General features: G+C 69.2%; 8 protein-coding genes and 2 pseudogenes. 4 read left to right on the top strand and 6 right to left on the bottom strand.

Features of this window, described 5'->3' with window-relative positions; translation table 11 throughout:
• Positions 1-41: 41 nt before the first annotated feature.
• Complete coding sequence (locus tag QSK05_RS10740; protein ID WP_285596679.1) at positions 42-1073, top strand: NAD(P)-dependent alcohol dehydrogenase; 1032 nt, start codon at positions 42-44, stop codon at positions 1071-1073.
• Positions 1074-1081: 8 nt separating this feature from the next.
• Here the strand turns inward: QSK05_RS10740 and QSK05_RS10735 are convergent, their stop codons facing one another.
• The 4 genes and pseudogenes from QSK05_RS10735 to QSK05_RS36300 all read right to left on the bottom strand — a co-directional run.
• A complete protein-coding gene (locus QSK05_RS10735; protein WP_285596677.1) occupies positions 1082-1786 on the bottom strand; it encodes a hypothetical protein in 705 nt (234 codons plus the stop codon).
• A 334-nt stretch (positions 1787-2120) separates the two neighbouring features.
• Positions 2121-2855: an AfsR/SARP family transcriptional regulator gene (locus QSK05_RS10730; RefSeq protein WP_285596675.1), complete on the bottom strand. Its 735-nt coding sequence runs from the start codon at positions 2853-2855 to the stop codon at positions 2121-2123.
• A gap of 106 nt (positions 2856-2961) precedes the next feature.
• Positions 2962-3318, bottom strand: a complete 357-nt coding sequence (locus QSK05_RS10725) for a hypothetical protein (protein ID WP_285596673.1) — start codon at positions 3316-3318, stop codon at positions 2962-2964.
• Positions 3317-3707 (bottom strand): annotated as a pseudogene (locus tag QSK05_RS36300) (manganese catalase family protein); the annotation flags it as partial. The gene QSK05_RS10725 and the pseudogene QSK05_RS36300, both read right to left, overlap by 2 nt.
• A gap of 192 nt (positions 3708-3899) precedes the next feature.
• Between QSK05_RS36300 and QSK05_RS10720 the strand changes: the two are divergent.
• On the top strand, positions 3900-4196 hold the full coding sequence (locus QSK05_RS10720) for a hypothetical protein (RefSeq protein WP_285596671.1): 297 nt from the start codon (positions 3900-3902) through the stop codon (positions 4194-4196).
• 75 nt (positions 4197-4271) lie between these two features.
• Here QSK05_RS10720 and QSK05_RS36295 read toward each other — a convergent pair.
• Positions 4272-4482 (bottom strand): annotated as a pseudogene (locus tag QSK05_RS36295) (hypothetical protein); the annotation flags it as partial.
• Here QSK05_RS36295 and QSK05_RS10715 point away from each other — a divergent pair.
• Complete coding sequence (locus tag QSK05_RS10715) at positions 4441-4725, top strand: MmyB family transcriptional regulator (protein WP_285596669.1); 285 nt, start codon at positions 4441-4443, stop codon at positions 4723-4725. The pseudogene QSK05_RS36295 and the gene QSK05_RS10715 overlap by 42 nt on opposite strands.
• A gap of 72 nt (positions 4726-4797) precedes the next feature.
• On the opposite strand, the gene QSK05_RS10710 is transcribed toward QSK05_RS10715, so the two are convergent.
• Positions 4798-6021: a multicopper oxidase family protein gene (locus QSK05_RS10710; RefSeq protein WP_285596667.1), complete on the bottom strand. Its 1224-nt coding sequence runs from the start codon at positions 6019-6021 to the stop codon at positions 4798-4800.
• 281 nt (positions 6022-6302) lie between these two features.
• On the opposite strand from QSK05_RS10710, the gene QSK05_RS10705 reads away from it, so the two are divergent.
• Complete coding sequence (locus tag QSK05_RS10705; RefSeq protein ID WP_285596665.1) at positions 6303-11783, top strand: ATP-binding protein; 5481 nt, start codon at positions 6303-6305, stop codon at positions 11781-11783.
• Positions 11784-11889: the final 106 nt, after the last annotated feature.

The following is an 11889-nucleotide window of genomic DNA, read 5'->3' as shown; positions in this document are numbered from 1 at the left end:
ACTAGTTGGTTACCTGCCCGACGAGAGACAGAAGAAGAACCATGAGCCGCACCGTCAACGCCTACGCCGCCCTCACCTCCGGCAGCTCTCTCGAACCCTGGACCTACGAACAGCGCACGCCCCGCGAGCACGACGTGGTGTTCGACGTACAGTTCTGCGGGATCTGCCACACGGACATCCACATGATCGGCCCCTGGGGTCAGTCCTTCCCGATGGTCCCCGGACACGAGATGGTGGGCCGGGTGACCGAAGTGGGTTCCGGCGTGCACCATTTCGCCGTGGGTGACCTCGTGGGCGTGGGGCCCGTCGTCGATTCCTGCCGAAAGTGCGAACCCTGCCTCGCCGGCCTGGAGACCTACTGCCTCGAGGGCGCCACCAGCGCCTACGGCGTGCCCGACCGGGTGGACGGCTCCCCCACGCGGGGTGGGTTCGCCGATTCCGTGGTCTGCGACGAACGTTTCGTGCACCGTATGCCGGACGGGCTCGATCCGGCCGCGGCCGCTCCCCTGCTGTGCGCGGGCATCACCACCTATTCCCCGCTGCGGCACTGGAACATCGGGCCGGGCTCCACCGTCGGGGTGATCGGGATCGGCGGACTGGGCCACCTGGGCATCAAGTTCGCCCGCGCGATGGGCGCCGAGGTGGTGGCCTTCACCACCTCACAGTCCAAGGCGCAGGCCGCGCTGGCCCTCGGCGCGCACGAGGTGGTGATGTCCCGCTCCGAGACCCAGATGGCATCCCAGGCAAACCGTTTCGACTTCCTGCTGGACACCGTCTCGGCGACCTACCCGATGACGCCGTTCGTACAGGCCCTGAAGATGAACGGCACCCTGTGCTCGCTGGGACTGCCCGGCAGCTTCGACGTGGCCCCGTTCGCCCTGGCGATGCGCCGCTCGATCGCCGGGTCCGGCGCCGGTGGCACCGTCGAGACCCGCGAGATGCTGCAGTTCTGCGTGGACCACAAGATCACCGCCGACGTGGAGATCGTGGCCCCGGACGAGATCAACACCGCCCTGGAGCGGCTCGACCGGGGCGACGTGGCGTTCCGGTTCGTCGTGGACATGGCCCGCTAGAGCACCGGTCAGGCGTGCACCTTGATCCGGATAACCTTCGACAGGCCGGTTTTCGAGATGCTGTCGCCCGGCACCCGCACCCGGATCAGATAGGTGCCGGTGCCGGTGGCAGCGACCGCCTGGGTGTAGCAGCCGGTGGGGCCGGTCGCGGCGGTGGCGATCCGCGACCATTTCTTGCTCTTGATCCAGCGGTACTCGACCACCACGGCCCGCCCGGCCCGGCGCTTGGCGCCCACGGTGACACAGCCCCGCACGTTGGTGCCCTGCTCGACTTTCGGGGTGCCGTCCCCGATCCTGATCGTGGCCTTCGTGGTCATCCGCCGCGTCGTGAAGGTCAGACTGATGTCGTCGGCGGCGACCGGCTCCTGGTTCACGTCGTTCACCTGAAGGGTCCCGGTCACGTGGAACGTGCCGGGCTTGTCGGCCTGGCACCACTGCACGGTGTCGCTGCCCTTGCCCGGGCCGGTGCCGCCGGCGGCAATGCTGCCGCCGACGTCGGAGGTCAGGGCGAGCTTCCAGGACACGTCGGCCTCCAGGGCGCTCAGGTCCCAGGAGACGGGCACCTTGGTGCACCTGGCGGTCGTTGTCACGACACTGGGCACCGAGACCCGGCCCCCGGTCACGTCGGCAGCATCGGCCTGCGCCGGCGACGCCGCGATCGCCGACAGCACGAGGACGGCGGGTGCGAAAGTCGTGATCAGGCGAAGGCGCATGAAGCGGATCATGGCCGAGAGCCACCCGCGAAGAAACGGGACCCCTTGGTAGTCAGCTGATCAGAGCGACCACAACACCAAATGGTGGACGCGGTTGCTCACCTTCACATACCTTTCGCCCGTTCGCGATCGGTCACCAGAAATCGGTGACCCCAGAGCAGCCGCCGAGCGCGTCGAGAAGGCAGGCTGAAAGGCAGGCGCTGCGGGGATGATCGCCCGCCCGGAGCTGTCCCTGGTGGTCGACACCCGTCTCCAACTGCTGTCCCGGGCGGGCAGGCACCGCACGACGACCGATCTGGGGGGTGACAAGTGCCCTGACCGGGCACGCGGGCACTTACTCAGAGCGCCGGTCGAGCAGCTGACGAAGCTGGGAAGACGGGGCGAGACCAAGTTCGGAGCGCAGCAACCGACGGTACTGGTCGTATTGTCGCAACGCCTCGACCTGGTTGTGCTCGGCCAGATGCACCTGGATGACCCGGTGATTGGCGCTCTCCCGCAACGGTTCTCCCGCCACCGCCGCCAGCCCCGCTCGCAGTGCCTGCTCGTATCGACCAGCCGCGCAGAGAAGGTCACTCAGCCGTTCGAGAGCATGCAGGCGGGCCTGGCGGTGCCGCTCTCGTTCCACCAGTATCCACTCCTCGGTCCAGAACGGCAGCACGTCGTGGTCGAGCATGTCCAGGGCGACGTCCAGCTGGGGCGGATCGCTCTTGTCTACCCCGAGAGCCCTTCTCGTCTCGCGGATCTGTGCGTCACAAGCCCACAGATCCACCTCCACATGGCCCGACAGGCTCATCTGGGTGTTCCGGGTGCGGGTCAGAGGACGATCTCCCGGACGGGGCAGCCGGGCCAGCGTGGCGCGCAGGTTCGAGGCGGCCTGCCCGGCCGGGCTGCGGGGCCACAGCGCCCCGGCGACCCGGGCGCGGGCCACCGGATGCTGGTGCAGGCCGAGGAAGGCCAGCAGACGTTCCCCACCGTGCCGTAGCACGACCGGAAGGTCCGCGCTCGACATCGTGAAGTTGCCCAGCAACCCGACCCTCACCGGGCCGGGCTCGAGCTGGTCGGTCGTCAAGGAGAGCTCCTGGAGGTCAGTCGTCCGTCGGGCGGCTCGACTGCACCCACGTCCTTCATACCCCGACGATCGGCACCGGCAAGATGACCAGACCTCGAAGACTCCGTCAGCTCTTGGTGTGCGTGCCTGGCTCGGTACCGGCGATGGCCTCCTTGACCTTGTCCAGCAGGCTGCCGCTCCCGGTGGCGGGGGCGGTGCCGACCTCGACCATGCGGATGTTTCCGTCGACTGTGGCGTACAGCAGCGGGTCGGCGGCCAGCGCGGCCGGCACCGGGACCAGCGGCTTGGGATCGTGCAGATTTGTGAAGTTTCCCATCCTGTAAGGTGTTTCGACCAGGATCTCTTGGGCGCCGGACATGCCGTCGGACAGGTGCCAGATCTCGCAGCCGTGCTCGTCAGACTCGGTGCCGGTGCCGAATTGACCGGGCACGGGCAGGCTCTCCAGACCGTCGGCCTTCAGCACTGTCGGCCAGCAACGCCCCGCCATCGGCAACGATCGAGTGCTGCGGATTGTGCCCGCCGAGCACCGCGGCGAAGGCCGGTCTGACTGCTGTGGATTCCTAAACCTGTTCGGAGGGAGCGCCTTCTAGCAGTCTGGCAATCATGATGGTGATCATCTCGACGTGGCCCGAGCTCTTCGGTCGCGGTGCCCATGACCAGGTCATTGTACTTGCCCGGAACGCGGGTTTTCCAGCCCTGGAAAGGATATTGAAGCGCCACCGTCATCTCATCATAGGCACCACCGAGGAGCTCCTGGAGCTTCATGGCGTACAGCGCATCAGGAGCCTCGAGGGCGCAGTCGTACTGCGTTTGCCGGGTGTGCCGGAACCTCGGTACGACCTTTCGGACCAAACGAAATAATTTATCCGTCAGGGTGTCTGGTCGACCGCTTCGTCGGTGTGACTTCTGCGTGACCGGACACGCCGGGAGGCGGTGGGCGCGAATCGGACTACTGTGACGATCAGCGAGGAAAGTTATAGAGCAGCCTTCTCATCGGCCGGCCAGCGGCCTCTCAGCTGAGCACAACAACTTCAGGAGATCTCGATGAGCGACTTTGCCTCCACCCGTACCAGTACTGACGACTACACGGCCCCGCGCCGTCTCAGCACCGAGACCAAGGCATCGACGAAGACCACCGAGCTGATCGCCTACGGTCTCGCCGTTCTCGCCGTGGCGATCACGGCCCTGGTCGTCGGCAGCAGCGACCTGTCCGACGGCAGCCACACCGCCGACCCGTTCGGCGCCCAGGATGCCTTGCGCTACATCACCTACCTGACCATCGGTTACATGATCGCCCGTGGCCTGGCCAAGTCCGGCAGCCGCGACAACTACGACGCCTGATCCTCCCGGCGTCCGACGTGAACTGAATACCCGAAAGCCCCCGGATGTGAACGCCATCCGGGGGCTTTTGCCGTCTCAGCACGCACCGAAGGCGTCCACGCCGGTGAGTTCGGCCGACAGCGCCCACAGGGGGGCGGCCTGCTCGCGGTCGCCGCTCCCGCTGCGGCGTCTTCATGCTGTAGGGGTGCAGGAACGAGCCGGCCTCGTCCGTCCAGCCCATGGCCACCATCTCCGCCAGCGGGAGATGATGCTGCAACCGGGTGTCGATCGTGCCGGGGTGCACCGCCAGCACCGGCCGCCGGTGCACAACGAACGTCCCGATGTGATCGGTACCAACGTCCTGGGCCAGGCTCTGCTGCCGCCGCCGATCCCCGGGACCGACCGGGTCAACCTGGCCCGTTCCGTCTTCCTCGACCCGGTGGCCCGTACCTTCTGGCCGGACTGGGACCCCGTGGCCGACGACATCATCAGCCGGGGCCGGGCAGCAATCCGGCGACCGGGTGGTGACCCTGCTGATGTACACGACTGAGCCCCGGCGCCACCACCGAGGATGCCCTGCGGCACCTGTCGAGAGCTGGACGGCCGTCCTGCGCTGAAGGAGTCAGCGCACCAGCAGGGGCCGCATCATGTCGTGGTCCTCGTGGTGCAGTTCGTGGCGGTGCCAGACGTAGTTACCGACGCGGTCGAACGTGGCGATGATGCGCGTGACCTCGCCGGGGTAGCAGACCGCGGTGTCCTTGGGGCCGCGCTCGTACACCTCGGGCTTGCGGTGGGTGCCGCGGCCGGTGACGTCGACCATGGCCCCGGTGCCGCCGTCGGACATCGGCATGGACATCGTGGTGAAGGTGAACGGGGCCCGGTCGATGATCTGAAAATGCACCAGGTGCAGGTGGATCGGGTGCGCGACCAGGCTGGTGTTGTAGATCTCCCACACCTCGGTGCGGCCCTTCGGTACGATCTCGGTGGCCTTGTCCATCCACTCCAGGGTGCCGGCCGCGAGGGTGCCGAGCATCTCCATGTCCCGGCCCTGCCCGTCGGAGCCGCGGTTGATGATCAGCCGGCGGGTGAAGGTGGACTTCGGGAAGGTCAGGGTGCGGCCCAGCGTGGTGCCCGCCTTCACGCTCGCCTCAGCGACCTTCGAGCGTTTGGCCGACACCCGGAAGCGCATGATCGAGGCCGTGGACGCGGTGTCGGCGGGGTTCCCGCTCAGGCGCAGCACGTACATCCGGGAGTCGGAGCCGTTGACGAAACGGAAGCGGTACTTGCGCTGCTGCACGTCGAGCACGGGCCAGGGCACGCCGTTGACGGTGATGAAGTCGAAGAAGACGGACGCCTTGATGCCCCCGCTGGAGGGTGGGTCGGTCTCCATGAAGAGCTGGCCGTCGTCCGTGAACCCGCGGTCCTGGATGACGATCTCGCGCTCGTACGCGGCGGCGGGCAGCACGTGCCGGGTGATCAGGGAGTTCTCGGTCGTGTCGCGCAGCAGGTAGATCCCGGCCATCCCGGCGTAGACGTTCAGCCGGGTCATGCCGTGCATGTGGTCGTGATACCAGAGGGTGCCCCCGGCCCGGCCGGAGTTGTCGTACGTGTAGACGGACTTCTTCCAGGTCTTGCCGCGGCGCCCGCTCTGCGTGGTCCAGGCCTCCGGGCGACCGTCGCTCTGCCACTCGGTGTGCCCGCCGTGCAGGTGGGTGACCGTCGGCTTCTGCCCGGCCGGCAGGTCCAGCGTGGTCGCGTCGAGCAGACTGGCGTCGACGGGCAGCAGGTGGCCGCCGCTCTGGCCGATCTTCCGGGTGCCGGTCGGCAGCTTGTTGCGCCAGGTCACCTTGATCGCGCGCCCGGCCTGGTCTCGATCGTCGCCCCAGGCCGGAACGATGTGCGATCGAGCGACTACGGAGAGGATGGTTCCGGTGTCACCCGGGCCCCCGGAACCGGTGCGTCCGGCGTCCTCTGCTCACGCTTTTGTGGACTTCCTACAAAACCCGGCCCCAGCTCCACGCGATGCCCCACATGGCGCAAGTACCCCCTGACGCAGCAAGGTGGAGGCTGGGGCACGATCCGGACCACGGCCGAGCCCCTTCGTTTTGCTTCTGGGAGGCTCAGCCGGTGTTCACTCGTGTCGCCATCGTCAACCGCGGAGAGGCCGCTATGCGGCTCATCCACGCCGTTCGTGATCTCGCTGCGGAGACGGGCGAGCACATCGAGACGGTCGCGCTGTACACCGACGCCGACCGGAACTCCACCTTCGTGCGGGAGGCCGACATCGCCTACCCGCTCGGGCCGGCCGCCGCGCGTCCGTACCTGAACCTCGCGGTGCTGGAGAAGGCCCTGACCGAGACGAAGGCGGACGCCGCCTGGGTCGGCTGGGGCTTCGTGGCCGAGGACCCGGCCTTCGCCGAGCTGTGCGACCGCATCGGCGTCGCCTTCGTCGGCCCCAGCGCCGAGGCCATGCGCCGGCTCGGCGACAAGATCGGTTCCAAGCTGATCGCCGAGGAGGTCGGCGTGCCGGTGGCTCCCTGGAGCCGCGGCCCGCTGGAGTCGCTGGACCACGCGCTGACCCGGGCGAACGAGATCGGCTACCCGCTGATGCTGAAGGCGACCGCCGGGGGTGGCGGTCGCGGTATCCGCAAGGTGGCCACGGACGCCGACCTGACCGAGGCCTACCAGCGCACCAGCGACGAGGCCCTGCGGGCCTTCGGTTCCGGGGTGCTGTTCCTGGAGAGCCTGGTCAGCGGGGCCCGGCACGTCGAGGTGCAGGTCATCGCCGACGGCCAGGGCACCGCCTGGGCGCTGGGCGTTCGCGACTGCTCGGTGCAGCGGCGCAACCAGAAGATCATCGAGGAGTCGGCCTCCCCGGTGCTCGCGCCGGAGCAGACCGCCGATCTGAAGGCCTCCGCCGAGCGTCTGGCCGTGGCGGTCGGCTACCGCGGCGCCTGCACGGTCGAGTTCCTCTACCGGCCGCAGGACCGGCTGTTCGCCTTCCTCGAGGTGAACACCCGCCTGCAGGTCGAACACCCGATCACCGAGATCACCACCGGCACCGACCTGGTGCGGCTGCAGCTGCACGTGGCCGAGGGTGGCAAGCTCGAGGGCCTCGCCCCGGCCGAGATCGGCCACGCGGTCGAGGCCCGGCTCAACGCCGAGGATCCCGACCGCGACTTCGCGCCGTCCCCCGGCCGCATCAGCCGTCTGCTGCTGCCCGCCGGCCCCGGTATCCGGGTGGACACGGGGGTCAGCGAGGGTGACACCATCCCCGCCGACTTCGACTCGATGATCGCGAAGATCATCGCCCACGGCCGCACCCGCGACCAGGCCCTGGCGCGACTGCGCCGGGCGATGGCCGAGACCGTCGTGGTGATCGAGGGCGGCTCCACCAACAAGAGTTTCGTGCTCGACCTGCTCGATCAGCCCGAGGTGATCGACGCGTCCGCCGACACCGGCTGGATCGACCGGGTGCGCGAGCAGGGCCGTCTGGTCACCCACCGGCACTCCGCGGTGGCCCTGGCCGCCGCCGCGATCGAGGCCTACCAGGACGAGGAGGAGATCAGTCAGCAGCGTCTGCTGACCTCCGCCCACGGTGGCCGCCCGCAGGTGCAGCACGACAGCAGCCGTCCGCTGGACCTGAAGCTGAGGGGTGTGGCCTACCGGGTCAGCGTGGCCCGCACCGGCGCCTCCCGGTTCCGCGTGGGTATCTCCAGCGGCAGCAGCCACGATGTGGTGCACCCCGCCGACGTCGAGGTGGAGCGTTTCGACGAGCACAGCGGCCGGATCACCGTGAACGGTGAGCGGTTCCGGCTCGTCACCGCCACGCACGGCCCGATCCACATGATCGAGGTGGACGGGGTGGCCCACCGGGTCAGCCTCGACGAGGGCGGCGTCGTGCGCTCCCCCGCCCCCGCGCTGGTGGTCGCCACACCGGTCGCCGTCGGCGACGAGATCGACGCCGGTGCGCCGATTCTCGTGCTGGAGAGCATGAAGATGGAGACCGTGCTGCGGGCACCCTTCCGGGCCCGGGTGCGCGAGTGCCCGGTGTCGGTGGGCAGCCAGGTCGAGACCGGCGCCCCGCTGATGCGGCTGGAGCCGCTGGCCGACCAGGCCGAGGTCGAGGCTGCGCCCGTCGCCGCGGCCGAGATCGACCTGCCCGCCGAGCCGTCCGACACGTCCGCGGAACTGCGGGTGACCCGCGGCCTGCAAGACCTGCGCGCCCTGCTCCTGGGCTTCGACGTCTCCCCGAACGACGTGCTGGCCGACTACCTGGCCGCGCGCTCGGAGGTGGCCGGACCGCCGCTGCCGGGTGAGGTCGACCTGCTGACAGTGTTCGCGGACCTGTCCGAGCTGAACCGCAACCGGCCCCGGGGCGGGCTGGAGATCGAGCCGGGCAACCCGGTGCACAGCCCGCGCGAGTACTTCCACACCTACCTCCAGAGCCTGGACGTGGAGCGTTCCGGGGTGAGCCCGGTGTTCCAGACCCGCCTCACCCAGGTGCTGGGCTACTACGGCGTTGAGAAGCTGGACCGCACGCCGCAGCTCGAGGCCGCGGTCTTCCGGATCTTCCTGGCCCAGCAGCGCATGACCCAGGCCAGCTCGATCGTGTCGCAGCTGCTGCGTCAGTGGCTGGTGGGTCAGGCTCCGCAGAACGGTCTGGGTGAGCGCGCCGGCACCGCCCTGCGGCACCTGGTGGAGGCCACCCAGGTGCGCTTCCCCGTGGTGTCGGACCTGGCCCGGGCCGTGGTGTTCCGCTGGTTCACACAGCCCACACTGCGCCGTAACCGGGCCACCGTGTACGCCGCGGTGAGCGAGGACCTGCGCTACCTCGACCGGATGCCCGACGCCCCCGACCGCCCCGAGCGCATCCAGGCGATGGTGGCCGGGCCGGAACCGCTGGTGCGTCTGGTGGGCCAGCGCATCGGCCGGCCCGACGTCGACCACACCGCCCTGCTCGAGGTCCTGACCCGCCGTTACTACGGCAGCCGGGGCCTGGTCGGCGCGATCGGAACGCACGAGGCTGCGGGCTTCCGCTTCGTCACCGCCGAGCACACCAACCCGGAACGTCACACCCGGGTCGTCACCACCGCCATCGACTTCGTGCAGCTGCCCGCGGCCCTGACCGGGGTGGCGCAGCTGGCCGCCGACGTCGCCGAGCGCGGCCTGGTCGCCGACCTGTACGTGGCCTGGGACGACCAGCCGGACACCGACGCGATCGCCGCCCGCCTGGCGGAACTGCTCTCCGGGCAGGAACTTCCCGCCTCCGTGCGCCGGATCACCGTGACCGTGGCCGGCACCCGGGGTGCGGTCATGCACAACCACTTCACCTTCCGGCCCGACCAGGGCCGACTGGCGGAGGACCGCCTGATCCGCGGTCTGCACCCACAGATCGCCCAGCGCCTGCAGCTGCAGCGCCTGCGCGAGTTCGACCTGACCCGGCTGCCGTCGACCGACGAGGAGGTGTACCTCTTCAAGGCGGTGGCGCTCAGCAACCCGGCCGACGAGCGGCTCTTCGTCATGGGCCAGGTGCGCGACCTGACGCCGCAGCGTGAGCCCGACGGCACGCTGATCGCGCTGCCCAGCGTGGAGAACGCGATCATCAACGGGGTGGACGCGATCCGCGCCGTGCAGGCCCAGTCACCGCAGAACCGGCGCCTGGCCACCAACCGGATCATGATGTACGTCTGGCCGATCACCGACCTGACGAACGCCGAGTTCGGCACGCTGGTGCACCGCATCCTGCCCGCAGTGGTGGGCGCCGGCCTGGAAGAGGTGCAGTTCGTCGCCCGCCGCCGCAACGAGGCCGGTGAGATCGTCGACTTCTCCGTGCGGATCCAGCCCGCGCCGGGCCGGGGCGCGCGCCTGGAGGTCGGTGAACCGACCACCGAGCCGGTGCAGCCGCTGGACGACTACCGGCAGAAGGTGCTGCGGGCGGCCGGGCGCGGCAACATCTACCCGTACGAACTCACCGGTCTGGTTGCCGGTTTCGAGGGCACCTTCACCGAGCACGACCTCGTCGACGGCGCCCTCGCACCCGTCACCCGGGCCCCGGGCGGCAACTCGGCCGCGATCGTGGCCGGGGTGGTCACCAGCCGCACCGAACGTCACCCCGAGGGTGTCACCCGGGTCGTGCTGCTCGGTGACCCGACCAAGGCCCTGGGCTCCCTGTCGGAGCCGGAGTGCGCGCGGGTCATCGCGGCGATCGACCTGGCCGAGCAGATGCGGGTGCCGCTGGAGTGGTACGCCCTCTCGGCCGGCGCCAAGATCTCGATGAACTCGGGCACCGAGAACATGGACTGGGTGGCCGCCGCGCTCAAGCGCATCGTGCTCTTCACCCAGGCCGGCGGCGAGATCAACATCGTGGTGGCGGGTATCAACGTCGGCGCCCAGCCGTACTGGAACGCCGAGGCCACGATGCTGATGCACACCAAGGGCATCCTGGTGATGACGCCGGACTCGGCCATGGTGCTGACCGGCAAGCAGTCGCTGGACTTCTCCGGGGGTGTCTCGGCCGAGGACAACTTCGGGATCGGCGGCTACGACCGGGTGATGGGCCCCAACGGCCAGGCGCAGTACTGGGCGCCCGACCTGACCGGTGCCCGCGACATCCTGATGGCGCACTACGACCACGCGTACATCGTTCCGGGAGAGACGGTTCCGCGCAGCGCGCCGACGACCGACCCGATCGACCGCGACATCCGCGACTATCCGCACCCCTCGGGCGAGGAATTCACCACGGTCGGTGAGGTCTTCTCGGCCGAGCACAACCCGGACCGCAAGAAGCCGTTCGACATCCGCACCGTGATGCGCGCGCTGTCCGACCAGGACCACCAGGTGCTGGAGCGCTGGGCCGGCATGGCCGACTCCGACACCTCGGTGGTGCAGGACGCGCACATCGGCGGGCACCCGGTCACCCTGATCGGGATCGAGTCCCGGGCCGTTCCGCGGCGCGGGTTCCCGCCCACCGACGGCCCGGACACGTACACCGCGGGCACGCTGTTCCCGAAGTCGTCGAAGAAGACGGCCCGGGCCATCAACGCGGCCTCCGGCAACCGGCCCCTGGTGGTGCTGGCGAACCTGTCCGGGTTCGACGGATCCCCCGAGTCGATGCGGCACCTGCAGCTCGAGTACGGCGCCGAGATCGGCCGGGCCATCGTCAACTTCGACGGCCCGATCGTGTTCACCGTGATCTCCCGCTATCACGGTGGTGCCTTCGTGGTGTTCTCGAAGGCCCTCAACCCGAACATGACCGTGCTGGCCCTGGAGGGCTCGTTCGCCTCGGTGCTGGGTGGCGCTCCCGCCGCGGCGGTCGTGTTCTCGGGTGAGGTCAACAAGAGGACGACGAACGACCCCCGGGTGAGTGACCTGCAGTCCCAGGTGCTGTCGGCCGGCGGCGCCGAGCGCGCGGCGCTGAACACCAAGCTCGCCGAGGTGCAGGGTGCGGTCCGCGCCGAGAAGCTGGGCGAGGTGGCCGCCGAGTTCGACCGGGTGCACAGCATCCGCCGGGCGGTCGAGGTCGGGTCGGTGGACGCGATCATCAGCGCCCAGGAGATGCGGCCGAGGATCATCGAGGCGATCGCGGCCGGGCTCGCCAAGCGCTAAAACCCGTTCGTGATCATGCAAAGGTTCCCCGGGGAACCTTTGCATGATCACGGATGAACGATCGGTCACTCACGCAGAGTGGCCGCGGGTGCGGCAAACGCACCTC

The sequence above is a fragment of the Kineosporia sp. NBRC 101731 genome (assembly GCF_030269305.1).
GTDB lineage: Bacteria > Actinomycetota > Actinomycetes > Actinomycetales > Kineosporiaceae > Kineosporia.
Note: the sequence above shows the minus strand (reverse complement) of the source record. Positions and strands in the feature narration are given on the sequence as shown.

Excerpts from the sequence above, each read along its gene's own strand:
- QSK05_RS10720 (WP_285596671.1), top strand. The coding sequence starts at position 3,900 with ATGAGCGACTTTGCCTCCACCCGTACCAGTACTGACGACTACACGGCC.
- QSK05_RS10715 (WP_285596669.1), top strand. The coding sequence starts at position 4,441 with ATGATGCTGCAACCGGGTGTCGATCGTGCCGGGGTGCACCGCCAGCAC.
- QSK05_RS10740 (WP_285596679.1), top strand. The coding sequence starts at position 42 with ATGAGCCGCACCGTCAACGCCTACGCCGCCCTCACCTCCGGCAGCTCT.
- QSK05_RS10735 (WP_285596677.1), bottom strand. The coding sequence starts at position 1,786 with ATGCGCCTTCGCCTGATCACGACTTTCGCACCCGCCGTCCTCGTGCTG.